Source organism: Candidatus Pseudomonas auctus, from assembly GCF_048654275.1.
GTDB classification, from domain to species: Bacteria; Pseudomonadota; Gammaproteobacteria; order Pseudomonadales; family Pseudomonadaceae; genus Aquipseudomonas; species Aquipseudomonas pharyngis.
The window spans coordinates 18,629-36,172 of record NZ_JBJYZK010000024.1; the positions used below are offsets into that span (position 1 = coordinate 18,629).

General features: G+C 60.1%; 19 protein-coding genes. 6 read left to right on the top strand and 13 right to left on the bottom strand.

Translation table 11 applies throughout. The annotated features are described in order from the left end of the window. Positions 1 to 60 precede the first annotated feature (60 nt). The gene (locus ACKUG4_RS27900; protein ID WP_039764805.1) at positions 61 to 285 is read right to left on the bottom strand and encodes a DUF1161 domain-containing protein; all 225 of its coding nucleotides are present in this window, start codon (positions 283 to 285) and stop codon (positions 61 to 63) included. Positions 286 to 413: 128 nt separating this feature from the next. Then, positions 414 to 629, bottom strand: coding sequence for a dodecin (locus ACKUG4_RS27905; protein ID WP_007953919.1), 216 nt, complete (start codon positions 627 to 629; stop codon positions 414 to 416). A 156-nt stretch (positions 630 to 785) separates the two neighbouring features. Between ACKUG4_RS27905 and ACKUG4_RS27910 the strand changes: the two genes are divergently transcribed. Then, positions 786 to 1,112 carry an ElaB/YgaM/YqjD family protein gene (locus ACKUG4_RS27910; RefSeq protein WP_011331820.1) on the top strand — a complete coding sequence of 109 codons (327 nt, stop codon included), beginning with the start codon at positions 786 to 788 and terminating at the stop codon, positions 1,110 to 1,112. Here ACKUG4_RS27910 and ACKUG4_RS27915 read toward each other — a convergent pair. Beyond that, positions 1,085 to 2,002, bottom strand: a complete 918-nt coding sequence (locus tag ACKUG4_RS27915) for a LysR family transcriptional regulator (protein WP_445435260.1) — start codon at positions 2,000 to 2,002, stop codon at positions 1,085 to 1,087. The genes ACKUG4_RS27910 and ACKUG4_RS27915 overlap by 28 nt on opposite strands. A 112-nt stretch (positions 2,003 to 2,114) precedes the next feature. On the opposite strand from ACKUG4_RS27915, the gene trpB reads away from it, so the two are divergent. The 3 genes from trpB (at position 2,115) to ACKUG4_RS27930 (ending at position 4,725) form a co-directional block, all read left to right on the top strand. Further along, entirely contained in the window at positions 2,115 to 3,347 is a 1,233-nt protein-coding gene (trpB, locus tag ACKUG4_RS27920) for a tryptophan synthase subunit beta (protein WP_179693109.1), read from the top strand. Beyond that, complete coding sequence (gene trpA, locus ACKUG4_RS27925) at positions 3,347 to 4,159, top strand: tryptophan synthase subunit alpha (protein WP_445435261.1); 813 nt, start codon at positions 3,347 to 3,349, stop codon at positions 4,157 to 4,159. The genes trpB and trpA overlap by 1 nt, the downstream gene beginning before the upstream one ends. A 122-nt stretch (positions 4,160 to 4,281) precedes the next feature. Continuing rightward, positions 4,282 to 4,725 carry an anti-virulence regulator CigR family protein gene (locus ACKUG4_RS27930; protein WP_445435262.1) on the top strand — a complete coding sequence of 148 codons (444 nt, stop codon included), beginning with the start codon at positions 4,282 to 4,284 and terminating at the stop codon, positions 4,723 to 4,725. Between the two features lie 69 nt (positions 4,726 to 4,794). Here the strand turns inward: ACKUG4_RS27930 and ACKUG4_RS27935 are convergent, their stop codons facing one another. From ACKUG4_RS27935 to ACKUG4_RS27980, 10 genes are all read right to left on the bottom strand, one after another. Then, a complete protein-coding gene (locus tag ACKUG4_RS27935; RefSeq protein WP_445435263.1) occupies positions 4,795 to 6,756 on the bottom strand; it encodes a DUF7844 domain-containing protein in 1,962 nt (653 codons plus the stop codon). Further along, on the bottom strand, positions 6,753 to 7,073 hold the full coding sequence (locus ACKUG4_RS27940; protein WP_039764795.1) for a DUF2388 domain-containing protein: 321 nt from the start codon (positions 7,071 to 7,073) through the stop codon (positions 6,753 to 6,755). Before ACKUG4_RS27940 ends, ACKUG4_RS27935 begins: the two co-directional genes overlap by 4 nt. Before the next feature lie 27 nt (positions 7,074 to 7,100). Then, positions 7,101 to 7,409, bottom strand: coding sequence for a DUF2388 domain-containing protein (locus tag ACKUG4_RS27945; protein ID WP_064592548.1), 309 nt, complete (start codon positions 7,407 to 7,409; stop codon positions 7,101 to 7,103). Positions 7,410 to 7,516: 107 nt separating this feature from the next. Beyond that, positions 7,517 to 7,834, bottom strand: a complete 318-nt coding sequence (locus ACKUG4_RS27950) for a DUF2388 domain-containing protein (RefSeq protein ID WP_007953908.1) — start codon at positions 7,832 to 7,834, stop codon at positions 7,517 to 7,519. Positions 7,835 to 8,166: 332 nt separating this feature from the next. Continuing rightward, positions 8,167 to 8,382, bottom strand: coding sequence for a DUF1127 domain-containing protein (locus tag ACKUG4_RS27955; protein ID WP_011331828.1), 216 nt, complete (start codon positions 8,380 to 8,382; stop codon positions 8,167 to 8,169). Between the two features lie 320 nt (positions 8,383 to 8,702). After that, on the bottom strand, positions 8,703 to 10,196 hold the full coding sequence (scpC, locus tag ACKUG4_RS27960) for a succinyl-CoA:acetate CoA-transferase ScpC (RefSeq protein WP_064592552.1): 1,494 nt from the start codon (positions 10,194 to 10,196) through the stop codon (positions 8,703 to 8,705). A gap of 214 nt (positions 10,197 to 10,410) precedes the next feature. Then, entirely contained in the window at positions 10,411 to 11,844 is a 1,434-nt protein-coding gene (locus ACKUG4_RS27965; protein WP_445435264.1) for an NAD(P)(+) transhydrogenase (Re/Si-specific) subunit beta, read from the bottom strand. Next, positions 11,844 to 12,164, bottom strand: coding sequence for an NAD(P) transhydrogenase subunit alpha part 2 (locus ACKUG4_RS27970; RefSeq protein ID WP_445435265.1), 321 nt, complete (start codon positions 12,162 to 12,164; stop codon positions 11,844 to 11,846). Before ACKUG4_RS27970 ends, ACKUG4_RS27965 begins: the two co-directional genes overlap by 1 nt. A gap of 15 nt (positions 12,165 to 12,179) precedes the next feature. Further along, positions 12,180 to 13,301, bottom strand: coding sequence for a Re/Si-specific NAD(P)(+) transhydrogenase subunit alpha (locus tag ACKUG4_RS27975; protein WP_011331831.1), 1,122 nt, complete (start codon positions 13,299 to 13,301; stop codon positions 12,180 to 12,182). 434 nt (positions 13,302 to 13,735) lie between these two features. Further along, the gene (locus ACKUG4_RS27980; RefSeq protein WP_445435266.1) at positions 13,736 to 14,635 is read right to left on the bottom strand and encodes a LysR family transcriptional regulator; all 900 of its coding nucleotides are present in this window, start codon (positions 14,633 to 14,635) and stop codon (positions 13,736 to 13,738) included. 158 nt (positions 14,636 to 14,793) lie between these two features. Here ACKUG4_RS27980 and ACKUG4_RS27985 point away from each other — a divergent pair, with 158 nt between their 5' ends. Together ACKUG4_RS27985 and ACKUG4_RS27990 are read left to right on the top strand one after the other, a co-directional pair. Next, positions 14,794 to 15,975, top strand: a complete 1,182-nt coding sequence (locus tag ACKUG4_RS27985; protein WP_011331834.1) for an acyl-CoA dehydrogenase — start codon at positions 14,794 to 14,796, stop codon at positions 15,973 to 15,975. A gap of 13 nt (positions 15,976 to 15,988) precedes the next feature. Next, positions 15,989 to 17,209, top strand: a complete 1,221-nt coding sequence (locus ACKUG4_RS27990) for a CaiB/BaiF CoA transferase family protein (protein ID WP_085647208.1) — start codon at positions 15,989 to 15,991, stop codon at positions 17,207 to 17,209. The last annotated feature ends 335 nt before the right edge of the window (positions 17,210 to 17,544 follow it).

Consider the following 17,544-nt stretch of genomic DNA (forward strand, 5'->3'; position numbering starts at 1 on the left):
CCCGATAGCCGCGCACAAAAAAGCCGACGCATAGCGTCGGCTTTTGTTTTTCCGGCGTGATCAGCCGCGGGTGTAGACGATCTCTTTGGCGCCGCCTTCGCAGGTGCCGACGACTTTGCCGCCACTGGCCGCACCCTTGTCGACAATCTCCAGCGAATACCCGGAAACGCCCTTGGCATCCAGCTTGGCCGCGATTTCGGCCTTCAGTTCTTCACAGGGCTTGCCGGCAGCAAACGCACCACCCGCAAGGCTCAACAAACCTACTGCCAATATCAACTTCTTCATCGGTCGCACTCCCTGGTCGGATTAATTAAGGCGGGCATCGAGCCGTTCGCTCGATGCACTCACCTCGTAGCGCATTGCCATTCCTATGGCACTCGGCCAGCGCGCAAGTTCAGAAGCGTAGACCAAACTCAGCTGCTGGCAATCCGGAACCCGACTTTCAGGGTCACTTGAAAGTGGGCAGCCTTGCCGTCCTTGATGTGGCCGCGGGTTTCGGTCACTTCAAACCATTCCAGATGCTTGATGCTCTTGTTGGCCTCGGCCAACGCATTGTTGATGGCGTCTTCGATGCTGCTGGTGGACGAACCGACCAGCTCGACTTTCTTGTAGGTGTGATGGTCACTCATGGTGTTCTCCTTGAAGTGTGCAATTGAGCCTAGCAGCGATTTGCCGTGTTGATTTCGGCGACTTTGGGGAATGGAAGTTCAGATTTTCTGCACTTTCCAGAAACGCTGAAGTCCCAACCAACACACGCCACTCATCACCAATGCAGGAGAGCCACCATGGCCAACACCTCGTTACGCAAAGCCTCGTTGCAAAGCATGGAAGCGGAGATCGAGAGTCTGCTCAAGTCGTTGGAAAGCCTGAAGGACGACGCTTCTGACGAGTCGCGCAAGACCCTCAAGGCGCTCAAGAGCAACGCTGAAAGCGCGCTGAAACACTCGCGCAGCCTGCTCAGCGATGCCTACGAAGAAGTCAAAGTCAAAACCCGCGAGACCGGGATTGCCACCCGCGATTATGCGCAGGAACACCCGTGGACGACTGCCGGTGTGGCGGTCGGTGCGCTGGGTCTGCTGGCCGCTTACTTGCTGTTCAAGCGCGGCGAGTGATCCGCCTGGCGCAGTTCGTTCCTGAGCCACTGCGCCAATTGCCGGGCGCGCCCGTCCGAGGCGCGCTTGGGTAGCCACAACGCCAGTTGCGCCGGGGTTTCGCTGAAACCCCACGGCGCGACCAGGCGCCCGGCCTTCAAATCTTCGGTCACCAACGGTTCCGGCGCGATCGCCACGCCCAGCCCGGCGACGGCCGCTTCCAGCAAGTAATACAAATGCTCGAAACCTTGCCCCATCTTCAACGCCTTGGCGTTGAGGCCGCTTTGCTGCGCCCAGCTCGGCCAGGCTTGCGGGCGTGAAGTCGTGTGCAGCAAGGGTTCATCGAGCAGGGCAATGGGCGGTGCCGATTGCAGGCGCTGGTAGCCGCTGAACAGCGGGCTCATGACCGGGCCGATGCGCTCGCTGGCCAGCTCATAGACTTGCATGTCTGCCGGCCATGGCGGTTCGGCGAACAGCAGCAATGCATCCAGCCCCGGGCGACGCGGGTCGAGATCGCCTTCGCCGGCTGACAGGTGCAGACGCAAATCCGGCAGATCGGCATTCAGCCTTCCCAGTCGCGGAATGAACCAGCGCGCCAGCAAGCTACCGGAGCAACCGAGCACGAACGGCGCATCGGCGGTGCTTTGGGCCAGTTCGACGCAAACGCTGCGCAAGCGGTCGAACGCCTCGCCGCTGGCATCGCGCAGGCGGATGCCGGCATCTGTGAGTTTCAGGCCACGACCGTCCTTGACGAAAAGACTGACGCCGAGATGCTCTTCCAGCACCTTGAGCTGGCGGCTGACCGCGCCGTGGGTCACGTGAAGCTGCTCCGCAGCTTGGCTGACGCTGTTCAGGCGGGCGGTGGCTTCGAAGGCGCGCAGGGCGTTCAGCGGGGGAAGGTCATGGCTCATGATATCTGTGAGTTTTCCTGACAGGTTGTGGCGATCTTATCGGTTTTCAGTCTGGAAGGTCAGGGGTAGAGTGAACGCCATTGTCTTCTCGTGAAATCCGCTGGAGCGAACCATGACCCAGACTTCGAACACTTCCGATCTGCGTAACGGCCCTGACGCCAACGGCCTGTTTGGCTCGTTCGGCGGCCGTTACGTCGCCGAAACCCTGATGCCGTTGATCCTCGATCTGGCCCGCGAATACGAGGCGGCCAAGGAAGATCCGGCGTTCAAAGAGGAATTGGCCTACTTCCAGCGTGACTACGTCGGACGTCCGAGCCCGCTGTATTTCGCCGAGCGCCTGACCGAGTTCTGCGGTGGCGCCAAGATCTACCTCAAGCGCGAAGAGCTGAACCACACCGGCGCGCACAAGATCAACAACTGTATCGGCCAGATCCTGCTGGCGCGGCGCATGGGCAAGAAACGCATCATCGCCGAGACCGGAGCCGGCATGCATGGCGTAGCCACCGCCACCGTGGCTGCGCGTTTCGGTCTGGATTGCGTGATCTACATGGGCACCACCGACATCGAGCGCCAGCAGGCCAACGTGTTCCGCATGAAGCTGCTGGGCGCCGAGGTGATCCCGGTGGTCGCCGGCACCGGCACCCTGAAAGACGCGATGAACGAAGCACTGCGTGACTGGGTGACCAACGTCGACAGCACCTTCTACCTGATCGGCACCGTGGCCGGTCCGCACCCTTATCCAGCCATGGTTCGCGACTTCCAGGCGGTGATCGGCAAGGAAACCCGCGATCAGTTGCAAGCCCAGGAGGGTCGCCTGCCGGACAGCCTGGTGGCGTGCATCGGCGGCGGTTCCAACGCCATGGGCCTGTTCCACCCGTTCCTCGACGACAAGAGCGTCGAGATCATCGGCGTCGAAGCCGCCGGTTACGGCATCGAGACCGGCAAGCACGCGGCCAGCCTCAACGGCGGTGTACCGGGTGTGCTGCACGGCAACCGTACCTTCCTGCTACAGGACGACGATGGCCAGATCATCGATGCCCACTCGATTTCCGCCGGCCTCGACTATCCGGGCATCGGCCCTGAGCACGCGTGGTTGCATGACATCGGCCGCGTCCAGTACACCTCGGTGACCGACGATGAAGCCCTTGATGCGTTCCACAAATGCTGCCGCCTCGAGGGGATCATCCCTGCATTGGAAAGCGCTCATGCGTTGGCCGAAGTATTCAAACGCGCACCGACACTGCCGAAGGATCACCTGATGGTGGTCAACCTGTCCGGCCGCGGCGACAAAGACATGCAGACCGTCATGCACCATATGGAAACTTCCAAGCAGGAGAAACACTGATGAGCCGCCTGCAAACCCGCTTTGCCGAACTCAAGGAACAGAACCGCGCTGCCCTCGTGACCTTCGTCACCGCTGGCGACCCGGACTACGACACCTCGCTGGCGATCCTCAAAGGCCTGCCGAAAGCCGGTGCCGATGTGATCGAACTGGGCATGCCGTTCACCGACCCGATGGCCGATGGCCCGGCGATTCAGCTGGCGAACATCCGTGCCCTGGGCGCCAAGCAGAACCTGGTCAAAACCCTGCAAATGGTCCGCGAGTTCCGCAAGGACAACAGCGACACGCCGCTGGTGCTGATGGGTTACTTCAACCCGATCCACAAGTTCGGCGTCGAGCGTTTCATCGCCGAAGCCAAAGAGGCCGGCGTCGATGGCCTGATCGTGGTCGACATGCCACCGGAGCACAACTCGGAACTGTGCGACCCGGCCCAGGCTGCGGGCATCGACTTCATCCGTCTGACCACTCCGACTACCGATGATGCACGTCTGCCGAAAGTGCTGAATGGCAGCTCCGGCTTCGTTTACTACGTGTCGGTTGCCGGTGTGACCGGTGCCGGCGCGGCGACTCTGGAACACGTCGAGGAGGCGGTAGCGCGTCTGCGTCGTCATACCGATCTGCCGATCAGCATCGGTTTTGGTATCCGCACGCCGGAGCAGGCCGCGTCCATCGCGCGTCTGGCCGACGGTGTGGTGGTGGGCTCGGCGCTGATCGATCACATCGCCAATGCGACCACACCGGACCAGGCCATCGACGGCGTGCTGAGCCTTTGCTCGGCGTTGTCCGAAGGCGTGCGTAAGGCTCGCGTCAGCTGAAGGTAAAGTTCCTGATACAGAGGAATTAGAGCCTCACGGCACAGACTAATTGAGCAAGACCGAGGGATTCAGAACCACGTTCTGAATCCCTTTTTGCTGTCAGTGCAGTGAGGAAAGACCCGATGAAAATGCCGAAACGTCTGATTGCCAGTCTGGGCGTGCTGATGATCAGCGCGACGCCGCTGCTGGCCAGCGCCGATCCGCGCGACGATCACGACCACGGCGGCCCGCAACAGGGCCACTACGACAATCGCGGTGGTGATCACCCTGATTGGCAAAGCAACCATCGCGGCGGCCCGCCGCCTCGGGATTTCGGCCCGGTGCGTCAGGTGATCCGTGACAATCATGGCTATTTCGTGCGCGGTGCGCCGCCACCTCCAGGCATCCATCTGGTCCGTGGCCGACCGCTGCCCCATGGCTATTACGGCGAGCGCCTGGATAACCGGGCCTTGAGTCGTCTGCCGTATTACCCGGGTTATGAATGGCGTCGTGCCGGCGGTGACATCGTGCTGATCGCGGTGGGCACTGGGATCGTTTACGAAGTACTGGATGGCGTTCTGTACTGATCGTCAGGCAATAAAAAAGACCGCAGCCTTTTACAGGCTGCGGTCTTTTGCTTTCAGGGCCGTGGTTTTTCAGGGCAACTCCAGTCCGCCAGAGGCTTTGTGCAGTTTGCGCAGATGTTCGCCGATCAGCTTTACGTTGGCCTCGCTGGCCGCAATCTCGGCTGCTCGTTTGGGCTCCAGCAGCGCGCGCACTTCCTTATCCAGATCGCCGGTCAGGGCCAGCAATTGTTTCTGGCGCTGGCTGCTTTCTGCTTCCAGTCGGCTGAATTCGCTAGGTTGCGGCAGGCCATAACCTCGGGAGTCGAGCAATTCTGCCGGTCGGCTGAGGAAGCCGCTGTTGGCGAGAATCTGCTGCAAGGTGGCGTTGGCCTTGTCCATGCCTCCGTTCTCCAGCTCACGGGCGCCGAGGTAGCGTTGCTTGACCTCATCCTGAGCGAGCAACAGTTGGCGGCGGAAACTGGCTTGCTCCAGCAACAACAGCGCGGCGCTGGTGCGCAGGTCAGCCCGTTCGAACCAGGGGCGACGCTCCTCGGCAGACAGCGAAAGCCATTCTTCAACGGTTGTCTGCTTGATCGGCAATTGCTTCTTCAACACATCGAACATCGCCTGATAACGGTCACGGAACGAGTCAAAGCGATAACCCAGGCGCAGCGCCTCTTTCGGATCATCGAGCACGCTGGTGTCGGCCAGGCCTCGGCCCTTCAGCACTTCCAGCAAACCGTTGGGCATGATGCTGTCGAGGCCGGTGAGCCGGGCATTGTTGCTGCCGCTGCGCAGCAGCTTCAGGCCTTCGACCGCACAGTTGTTGGAGAGGAAGAAGTAATTGCCGTCGTAGCTCCAGTGCATTTCGGCAGCGTGTTCGACCACGCCCTCGATTTCGCTGCGAGAGAGATTCAGCGGCACCGACGCCAGGCTGCGCAGTTCGGTCTTGGTGTATTCGTCGATCACCTGCGCCAGCGGCAGCACGAACAGGCGCGAAGGGTACTTGCCGACCAGCCCGTCCCAGCTCGACAGCTGCACGTCGCCGACGAAAGCGCGGTACGACAACACCAGATGCTGATCCAGATCCAGTCGGCAGTCCGGCCCGCGTGGCCGGCCCGGTGCGCAGATCACCAGACGCAACATGCTGTGGCCCCAACGGCTGACCCAGTTCTGGTTGGCTTCGGCCAACAGGTAATCCACCGCGTACACCCGCTCCGGATCGACCTGGCCCAGAGGCTGTTTGGCAAAGTCGTTGCCGGCATTGAGGAAGGCAAAGGTTTTGGCGCACGCATCCTTGGCCGGCGGTGCCCAGCCGAAGTGTTCCTGGTAATAGCGATACAGCGCCGGGCGCCGGCAGGCGTAGCTCGGGTCGAGGAGAAAGTACTCCATGTTGACCGCGACAAACTCCTTCGGGCTGGAGATTTCGTAGAGGTCGGGGCTGCGGGCGATCTGCCGGTTGTGCTGTTCCCGCTCACCCCGACGCCCGACGTATTGCTGCCAGCCGGCGAGGTCCAGCAGGCGTGGATCATCGCTGAGGGTGAAGCGCCGACCGTTCTGGCCGCGGCACTCATCGGGAATACCGATCAACCCGGCGCTGTTGTTGCGCCGGGTGCAGCGCTGGATCAGCGTGCGTTCGGCCGCCGGCCACAAGCGCGCGCGATCGTAAATGTGGGTGATTTCGTGCAGCACCGTGGCCAGCAGTTCCCGGCGTACGGTGCCGTGGGGGCGATTGGTTTTTTGAGTGGCCGCGCTGCCATCGGTTAGTCCGGCGAGCAGTTTGCGGTTCAGGTCCAGTTCGGAGACGAGCGTCGCCTGACCATAGGCGTTGCCGGGCATGTCGTCGGTCCAGCCGACATCGATGCGCCGATCCAGGCGTTCGATGAAGCTCGGCGGCAATGCCTGCATGGCTTCATCGAGCAGCGCCTGGCTGGCCTGTTGTTGGGTGGGGCTCAAGCCATCGGTCTTGAGCCGCAATTGCAGGCCGGCGTGGGCGCTGTTGCCAAACAGCAACAACGCCCCGGCCAGCAGCCAGGCGCCGAGTGACCTCACAGTGCGAGGATGGCTTCGGCGAGTACCTGATCACTGGCGTCGCGGGCTTCCGGCACGCGGGTGCGCAAGGTCTTGAAGGCCGCTTCCAGGTTTGCACCACGGATATCACCGTCGCTGGCCACGAAGCTGGCAGCGTCGTCGTGGGCTTCGCGGATGATTTTCGAATCGCGAATCGACGTAGTGGTGTCGGAGGTGAAATCGATGGTGCGCTGGGAGGCGCGGACGATGATGTTACTGGTGGCTACCAGGGTGTGCGCCTGGGCCATATCGGCCAACAACAGCAGGCCAAGGGCGGCAGCAATCAGCGGGCTACGCATGGAACGACTCCGAAAGGACAGGGATGACTATTGGACGAGAATTGCCTGTGCCAGTTCAAGGTCACTGACATGAAGTTTTGGCCGGCTCTTGCGCAGGTAATGCAGCGCAGATTCGAGCTGTGCGCCGCGCATCTGGCCGTCACTGGCAACGAACGCTGCGGCATCGTCGTGCGCGGCGATGATCAGTTTACGGTCGAACGGTGCGGAAGAAACCATGCCCGTGGCCCAGACGCTGACCACGGTGTTCTGTGTGGACACATCGAAGGCGTCTGCCAGAGGAATCCAGCAGGCGGTGAGCAGTAAAGAAGGGATAAGCAGATTTGAAAGAAAACGCATGGGACTCGGCAACTGTTGGCGAGTCCCAAGGCTAGCGCAATGCCCCGACTAGAGCCAGCGCCGAAACATCGGGACACGACCGGCGTGTCCCGAGATGCCCCTGTCGCTTAGATCGTCAGAATGGCCTGGGCCAGCTGTGCGTCGGTCGCGTTCAGTTGCGGAGCCTGATGACGGATGTGATCCAGTGCGCTCTCCAGTTTCACGCCACGGATTTCACCTTCGCTGGCCACGAAGCTGGCGGCGTCGTCACGGGCAGCGAGCACGATCTTGTCGTCACGGAAGGACGAAGTAACGTCGGAGGTGGCATCTGAAGAAGACTTGAGCGCGCCAACCACGGCGTCGGTGGTCACGATGAAGCTGGTTGCGCTGGCGTTGGCAGCGACGGCCAGCAGGGCGGCGGCGCTGAGCAGACGAAGACGGGACATGGGAGAACTCCTGTGGATAAACCGTATTGAGAGGTGGCTCGGTGTCTGAAGGTCAGACGCCAGTTGCACAGCATTCGCCACGTTCTGCATGGAGCTTAGGCCTCCGTTGCGAGTTCGCACAGTGGTCAGGATACTGGCCTGAATACATTTTGCGTAACTGTACTTGTCATTAATCTATTTAAAGAAACTGTACCTGTCTGGTGGTTCAGGCTGGGTATTCAGGTTTTTCTGCCCTGAAACGACAAGACCCGTCGCGGTTTCCCGCGACGGGTCTTGTTTATTCAATTCGGGTTGCTGGCGGTGGGTCTAGCGACCAGAGCCAGCGACGCTGATTAGCGCCAGAACGGCTTGCTCAGCTCTTCGTAGCGTTGTGCTTCGCTGATACCGGCATCGGCCAGCAGACGCGAGTCCAGACGAGCCAGTTGGTGGCGGCTGGAAATGCGGCGCTGCCACAACATCAGGTTGGCGATAACGCGCAGAGGCAGGGAAGCCTGGGTTTTTACAGCTTTGTCTTCGAAGAACAGTTCGGAACTGAGTGTACGTTCCATGGTTGACATCCTTCCGCTTGTGGCGGGATTAGGTAGTGGTTTAACTGGTGCCCATGATCCTCTCGTTTGGCCAGACTCTCTAGATACAGTTCACCTGTATTGTGATTGACCAGTTAACTGTTTATAGGGGGTGTACGGGTCAAAATTGCGCAAACTGTACCTGTCTGCGCTTATTTGGTGCATTTTGACCCAGTTCGATGATGTGAGTAGGTAAAAGCTGTAGGAAATGACCGGTACAGCAGTACAGTTTTTGACGATTGCAGTGGTTTTCAAAATCCCGCTGGCGAAATGTGTTTGCGCCAGCGGAAAATCTGTGCGGATTACACTGCCAGCATGCGTCCGGTTTCTTCCAGATTGATGTGCCAGCTCAGGGCGTCACGCAGAATGTGCGGGGTGTGGCCGCCGATCGCGCAGGCTTTGTCGAAGTAGTCGTTCAGCGCCTGGCGGAAGTCCGGGTGCACACAGTTGTCGATGATCACCCGGGCGCGTTCCCGTGGCGCCAGGCCGCGCAGGTCAGCCAGGCCCACCTCGGTCACCAGGATGTCGACGTCATGCTCGGTATGGTCGACGTGGCTGACCATCGGCACCACGCTGGAAATCGCGCCGCCCTTGGCGATCGACTTGGTCACGAACACCGCCAGGTGTGCGTTGCGAGCGAAGTCGCCCGAGCCACCGATGCCGTTCATCATCCGCGTGCCGCAGACGTGGGTCGAGTTGACGTTGCCATAGATGTCGAACTCAAGGGCCGTGTTGATGCCGATGATGCCCAGACGCCGCACCACTTCCGGGTGGTTGGAGATTTCCTGCGGGCGCAACACCAGCTTGTCTTTGTACTTCTCCAGATTGCCGAACACGTCGCTGTTGCGCCGCTCCGACAGGGTGATCGAGCTGCCCGAGGCAAAGCTCAGCTTGCCGGCGTCGATCAGGTCGAAGGTCGAGTCCTGCAGCACTTCGGAATACATGGTCAGGTCTTCGAACGGCGAATCGATCAGCCCGCACATCACCGCGTTGGCAATGTTGCCGATCCCGGCCTGCAACGGGCCGAGCTTGTTGGTCATGCGCCCGGCGTCGACTTCCTGCTTGAGGAAAGTGATCAGGTGATCGGCGATGGCTTTGGTATCGACATCCGGCGACGACACGGTGGACGGCGAGTCCGACTGCTGGGTGATGACGATGGCGACAATCTTCTCCGGCGGGATCGGGATCGCGGTGCTGCCGATGCGGTCGTCGACCTTTACCAGCGGGATCGGCGTGCGGGTCGGGCGGTAGGTCGGAATATAGATGTCGTGCAGACCTTCGAGGTTGGCGTTGTGCGCCAGGTTGATCTCGACGATCACGTGTTTGGCGAAGATCGCGAAGCTCGCCGAGTTGCCCACCGAAGTGGTCGGCACGATGTGGCCCTGTTCGGTGATGGCCACGGCTTCGATGACGGCGATGTCCGGCAGCTTCAGTTGCTGGTTGCGCAATTGCTCGACAGTTTCCGACAGGTGCTGGTCGATGAACATCACTTCGCCGGCGTTGATTGCCTTGCGCAAGGTGCTGTCGACCTGAAACGGCATGCGCCGGGACAGCACGCCAGCCTCGGTCAGTTGCTTGTCGAGGTCGTTGCCCAGACTGGCGCCGGTCATCAGGCTGATCTTCAGCGGCGTGACCTTGGCTCGCTCGGCCAGCGCATGGGGCACGGCCTTGGCTTCGCCGGCGCGGGTGAAGCCGCTCATGCCGACGGTCATGCCGTCCTCAATCAGCGCAGCGGCGTCGGCGGCGCTCATCACTTTATCCAACAACGAAGGCAGGCGAATACGGTCACGGTACATGGATTATTTTCTCGGGCAGCGAGTAGCAGGATGCGCAGTCTAGTGAATTTCGCGAGCGCCTGTCCCGCTACCAAGGTCGCAAACGAGGCGTCTATTTAGCGGGTTGCAAGTAAAACACCGTTACCGGATCTGCAACAACGCGGCAAATTGTCCGACGTTTTGCGCAAACAAAAACGCCCCGACAAGTCGGGGCGTTCGGTGTTGCCGGCGAGGGTTACTCGACCGCTTTGACCATGTCTTCGATGACTTTTTTCGCGTCGCCGAACACCATCATGGTCTTGTCCAGGTAGAACAGTTCGTTGTCCAGACCGGCATAGCCGCTGGCCATCGAGCGCTTGTTGACGATGATGGTCTTGGCCTTGAACGCTTCGAGGATCGGCATGCCGGCAATCGGCGATTTCGGATCGTTCTTGGCGGCCGGGTTCACCACGTCGTTGGCGCCGAGCACCAGCACCACGTCGGCCTGACCGAACTCGGAGTTGATGTCTTCCATCTCGAACACCTGGTCGTACGGCACTTCGGCCTCGGCCAGCAGTACGTTCATGTGGCCAGGCATCCGACCGGCCACCGGGTGGATCGCGTATTTCACGGTCACGCCATGGTGGGTCAGCTTCTCGGTCAGCTCTTTCAATGCGTGCTGTGCACGGGCCACCGCCAGGCCGTAACCCGGAACGATGATCACGGTGTCGGCGTTGGTCAGCAGGAACGTCGCGTCGTCAGCCGAACCGGATTTCACCGGACGGGCTTCCTTCTCACCGGCAGGACCGGCGTCTGCTGTATTGCCAAAACCGCCGAGCAGTACATTAAAGAAGGAACGGTTCATCGCCTTGCACATGATGTACGAGAGGATCGCACCACTCGAACCCACCAGCGAGCCGGCAATGATCAGCATCGAGTTGTTCAGCGAGAAGCCGATACCCGCCGCTGCCCAGCCGGAATAGCTGTTGAGCATCGACACCACCACCGGCATGTCGGCGCCGCCGATCGGGATGATGATCAGCACGCCCATGACGAACGCCAGAGCCAGCATCAGGGCGAACGCGGCGAGGTTGCCGGTCAGCATGAAGGTGACACCGAGGATCAGCGTCGCCAGACCCAGTACCGCGTTCAGCTTGTGCTGACCGTTGAACTGTACCGGTGCACCCTGGAACAGACGGAACTTGTATTTGCCCGACAGCTTGCCGAACGCGATCACCGAACCTGAGAAGGTAATTGCACCGATGGCCGCGCCGAGGAACAGCTCCAGGCGATTACCCGCCGGGATCGAGTCGCCCAGTTGCTTGACGATGCCCAGCGACTGCGGCTCGACCACGGCAGCAATGGCGATGAACACCGCTGCCAGACCGATCATGCTGTGCATGAACGCAACCAGTTCCGGCATCTTGGTCATTTCAACGCGCTTGGCCATGATCGAACCGGCGGTGCCGCCGATCAGCAGGCCGACGATCACGTAACCGATGCCTGCAGTCGCCAGCTCAGCGCCCAGCTTATAGATGAGGCCGACCGTGGTGATGATTGCCAGTGCCATGCCGAGCATGCCGAACAGGTTGCCGCGGCGCGATGTGGTCGGGTGCGACAGACCCTTGAGGGCCTGGATGAAGCAGATCGACGCGATCAGGTAGAGCGTCGTGACGAGGTTCATGCTCATTACTTAGGCGCCTCTTCTTTTGCTTTCGGGGCTTTCTTCTTGAACATCTCAAGCATGCGGCGGGTCACCAGGAAGCCACCGAACACGTTGACCGCGGCCAGTGCCACGGCGAGGGTGCCCATGGTCTTGCCCAGCGGGGTAACGGTCAGTGCGGCGGCGAGCGTGGCGCCGACGATCACGATCGCCGAAATGGCGTTGGTCACCGCCATCAAAGGCGTGTGCAGCGCGGGTGTAACGTTCCAGACCACGTGATAACCGACATAAATCGCCAGCACGAAGATGATCAGGTTGTAGATACCGGGGGAGATAAGCTCTTCCATCGTCTGAATCCCTGCTTAGGCGTTTTTGCGAATGACTTGGCCGTCGCGGCACATCAGGCACGCGGCGACGATGTCGTCTTCGAGGTTCACTTCGAACTGGCCTTCTTTGGTGAAGACCAGCTTCAGGAAGTCCAGCAGGTTGCGTGCGTACAGCGCCGAGGCGTCTGCGGCGACTTCACCGGCCAGATTGGTCGGGCCGACGATGGTCACGCCGTTCTCGATCACGACCTGATCGGCCACGGTCAGCGGGCAGTTGCCACCCTGGGCTGCCGCGAGGTCGATGACCACCGAGCCGGGTTTCATCTGCGCGACGGTGTCCGCACTCAGCAGCGTCGGTGCCTTGCGGCCCGGGATCAGTGCGGTGGTGATGACAATGTCAGCCTGCTTGGCGCGCTCGTGCACGGCCTGGGCCTGACGCTGCATCCAGCTCGCCGGCATCGGGCGTGCGTAACCGCCGACGCCGACCGCGCATTCGCGTTCTTCATCGGTCTCGTAAGGCACGTCGACGAACTTGGCGCCGAGGGATTCGATCTGTTCCTTCACGGCCGGACGTACGTCGGACGCTTCGATGACGGCACCCAGACGTTTCGCCGTGGCAATCGCCTGCAACCCGGCCACACCAGCCCCCAGAATCAGCACGCGCGCCGCTTTCACGGTGCCCGCAGCCGTCATCAGCATCGGCATGAAGCGCGGATAGTAGTGAGCAGCCAGCAGCACGGCTTTATAGCCGGCAATGTTCGCCTGGGACGACAACACGTCGAGACTCTGGGCCCGGGAGGTGCGTGGCGCCGCTTCCAGGGCGAACGCGGTAATCCCGCACTCGGCCATCTTCGCGATGGTGTCGTTGTTGAACGGGTTGAGCATGCCCACCAGCACCGTTCCGCGCTTGATCAGCGTCAGTTCGGCATCGCTTGGCGCGACCACTTTGAGAATCAGCTCGGCGCCAAACGCGTCATTGGCACTGCCAATGGTTGCGCCTGCCGCTTCATAGGCACTGTCGACAACGCTGGCTTTAACGCCGGCGCCGGTTTGCACAGTGACCTTATGACCTTGGCTGATCAGCTTTTTAATGGTTTCCGGGGTTGCAGCAACCCGTGTTTCACCGGTCTGGGTTTCGAGAGGAACACCAATGTGCACGTCAAATCTCCTGCGTGATCTTATTGAGTAAACCCATGCACTACGGATGGTGCGACTGGGGCGGCCGATCAGCACGATCCCGCCAAATCAGGGCGGGGCGCGGCATTTTGCAGGCGAAGTTTATGCCCTTCAAGGGATTATGACGGGTGACGGAAAATTAACTACAAGTCATCCCGTGACCGAATGTCGCAGATGGCCAGTTGAATCCCTTGCAGGCCGTGCCTTTCAAGGAGTCTGGATGAATTTGAAGAATTTTCTCATCGGTGACGTGAATAGGCCGCAATGCGTCGCGAATGAGGGCGCAAAGCCACGTCGGCAGGCGCTTGTGGGACGTCTGTACGACTTTCGGATACAGTCTGTCTATTTGCGACAAATAGTTATATCTGTAGGGCTTTGATTTTTCTGACTACGGGGTTAGTAATCGCTGGAGCCCTTTATCCTTCTGGGTTGTAGCTGTGTGCCTGGTTCACCAGCCAATCGCGAAAAGCCTTGAGTGACGCCGATTCGACCTTTCGCTCCGGAATCATCAGGTAATACGCCTTGATGCTGGAGAGTGCGTTCGGGTTGGCAATCACCAGGCGTTTTTCGGCCAGTTCGCGCTGAATCAGGAACGGTGGGATTAGCGCGATGCCCATGTCGTGCATGGCCGCCTGAGCCAGCATGGAGAATAGTTCGTAGCGCGGACCTGTCATGTCGCGTGGGATGTTCAGGTGTTGCGAGTTGAACCACTGTCGCCAGGCGTAGGGACGGGTGGTTTGCTGGAGGAGCGGCAGATCGGCGATTTCTTCGGGTGTCAGACTGTTCTTGTCACCAAGCAAGGCAGGGCTGCACACCGGCATCGGATTCTCGCCCATCAACCTGTGGGATTCGGTACCGGACCAGTCGGCATCGCCAAAGTAGATGGCGGCATCGAAGTCAGTGTCGGCAAACAGGAACGGGCGCGTGCGGTTGGTCAGGTTGACCGTCACTTCCGGGTGCTTGAGCTGGAAGTCCTTCAGTCTTGGCAACAGCCATTGCGTGCCGAAGGTGGGCACCACGGCGAGCTCGATCACATTGGTGCCTTGCTGACCCATCACCGACAGGGTGTCGCGCTCAACGGCGTCAAGTTGGGTGGCGACCCGGCGACTGTAGGAAAGGCCGGCTTCTGTCAGTTTCACCCCGCGACGCGAGCGTCGGAAGAGTTCGACGCTAAGGAAGTCCTCAAGGCTGGCGATCTGTCGGCAAATGGCGCCCTGAGTAAGGGAAAGTTCTTCAGCGGCCTTGGTAAAGCTCTCGTGACGGGCGGCAGCCTCGAAGCTGATCAGGGCGGTAGTGCTGGGTATCTTGCGGCGCATGTACGTCAACCTCACTAATACATCGCTTAATCGGGATTTCGCGACGTTTCGGAGTGAGAAATTAGCACAACAGGATGCGAAATCCTCGTTTGCCGGGATGGCGAAGCGGGCCTAGGATCAATGCCACGTTAATTCACCCGATTTGCGAGGACTCACTCATGGGCGGTAAAGCTAGCTTCAACTGGATCGATCCACTGCTGCTGGATCAACAGCTGACTGAAGAAGAACGCATGATCCGCGACACTGCCGAGCAATTCGCCCAGCAGAGCCTCGCTCCACGTGTTCTTGAAGCCTTCCGCCATGAGAAGACCGATCCGGCGATCTTCCGTGAAATGGGTGAGGTCGGCTTGTTGGGCGCGACCATCCCCGAGCAGTACGGTGGCAGCGGCCTCAACTACGTCAGCTATGGCCTGATTGCCCGTGAAGTCGAGCGTGTCGACTCCGGCTACCGTTCGATGATGAGTGTGCAGTCTTCGCTGGTGATGGTGCCGATCAACGAGTTCGGCACCGAAGCGCAGAAGCAGAAGTACTTGCCGAAACTGGCTTCCGGCGAGTGGATCGGTTGCTTCGGTCTGACCGAGCCAAATCACGGTTCCGACCCGGGCGCGATGATTACGCGTGCACGCAAAGTCGACGGCGGCTACAGCCTGACCGGCGCGAAAATGTGGATCACCAATAGCCCGATCGCCGATGTGTTCGTGGTGTGGGCCAAAGATGATGCTGGCGATATTCGCGGCTTCGTTCTTGAGAAGGGCTGGAAAGGCCTGAGTGCTCCGGCGATTCACGGCAAGGTTGGCCTGCGGGCTTCGATCACCGGCGAAATCGTCATGGACAACGTGTTCGTGCCGGAAGAGAACATCTTCCCGGATGTACGTGGTCTGAAAGGTCCGTTCACCTGCCTCAACTCCGCACGTTATGGCATTTCCTGGGGTGCGCTGGGCGCGGCCGAGTTCTGCTGGCACACCGCTCGCCAGTACACCCTGGATCGTCAACAGTTCGGTCGTCCGCTGGCCGCCACTCAGTTGATCCAGAAGAAGCTGGCTGACATGCAGACCGAGATCACTTTGGCACTGCAAGGCTGTCTGCGTCTGGGTCGCATGAAGGACGAAGGCACTGCTGCGGTTGAAATCACTTCGATCATGAAGCGCAACTCTTGCGGCAAGTCTCTCGAGATCGCGCGCATGGCGCGTGACATGTTGGGCGGCAACGGGATCTCTGATGAGTTCGGTGTGGCCCGTCACCTGGTCAACCTGGAAGTGGTGAATACCTATGAAGGTACGCACGACGTTCACGCGTTGATCCTCGGTCGTGCGCAGACCGGCCTGCAGGCGTTCTATTAATAGGAGAACGACCATGGGCGCGCTGTCGCATCTGCGGGTACTGGATTTATCGCGAGTGCTGGCCGGCCCGTGGGCTGGTCAGATCCTGGCCGATCTCGGAGCGGAAGTGATCAAGGTCGAGCGCCCAGGTAATGGTGACGATACCCGCGCCTGGGGGCCGCCCTTCCTGAAAGACGCTTACGGCGAGAACACCAGCGAGGCGGCTTATTACCTGTCGGCCAATCGCAACAAGCAATCGGTGACGATCGACTTCACGCGTCCCGAGGGTCAGAAGCTGGTACGGGAGTTGGCCGCCAAGTCCGACATCCTGATCGAGAACTTCAAGGTGGGTGGTCTGGCGGCTTATGGCCTGGATTACGAATCGCTGAAGGCGATCAATCCGGATCTGATCTATTGCTCGATCACCGGTTTTGGTCAGACCGGGCCGTATGCAAAGCGTGCGGGTTATGACTTCATGATCCAGGGGCTTGGTGGGCTGATGAGTCTGACCGGGCGACCTGAGGGTGATGAAGGGGCCGGGCCGGTAAAGGTGGGTGTGGCGCTTACGGATATCCTGACGGGCCTGTATTCGACCGTGGCGATCCTGGCGGCGCTGGCTCATCGTGATCACGATGGCGGCGGGCAGCATATCGATATGGCGCTGCTGGATGTTCAGGTCGCATGCCTGGCCAACCAGGCGATGAACTATCTGACGACGGGCACTGCGCCAAAGCGGCTGGGGAATGCGCATCCGAACATCGTGCCGTATCAGGATTTTCCTACGGCTGACGGTGACTTCATTCTCACGGTGGGTAATGACGGACAGTTCCGCAAGTTCGCCGAAGTGGCGGGGCAACCGCAGTGGGCGGATGATCCGCGTTTCGCGACTAATAAGCTGCGAGTCGCGAATCGGGCCGTCCTGATTCCGCTGATCCGCCAGGCGACCGTCTTCAAGACCACCGCAGAGTGGGTGAGTCAGCTGGAGCAGGCGGGCGTGCCATGCGGGCCGATCAATGATCTGTCACAGGTGTTCGAGGATCCGCAGGTGAAATCGCGCGGGTTGGCGATCGAGCTGCCTCACGCGCTGGCGGGGATGGTGCCGCAGGTGGCTAGCCCGATTCGGTTGTCGCGGACTCCTGTCGAGTATCGCCGTGCGCCTCCTTTGTTGGGGGAGCATACCTTGGAGGTTTTGCAGCGGGTGCTGGGGCTGGGGGCGGGTGCAGTGGCTGCGATGAAAGAGGATGGAGTGCTCTGAGAGTTCTCTCTATATAGAAGGAATATTGAATCCTTCTTCTATATAGAGGGAGTTGGATGTTTTTTGGCCTATCTGCAAGTTATTGAAAGAAAGCCGAAATTAAGGGTTGACGGGAGATTCTGAGTCTCTATAATTCGCACCACTTCCGGCGCAGTCGAAACGGAAAACTCCTTGAGATTCAATGAGTTAAGTAGGTTTCGATAGTGGATCGCTTCAGTTCATCGAAGCCTGGAATGAGTTGGAAATGCCGGTTTTTCTGGTGCTTTCAACGGTTCGATCTTCTCGGTCGAAAGCGGAGAAAAAGAGGTGTTGACAGCAGCGTGTAACGCTGTAGA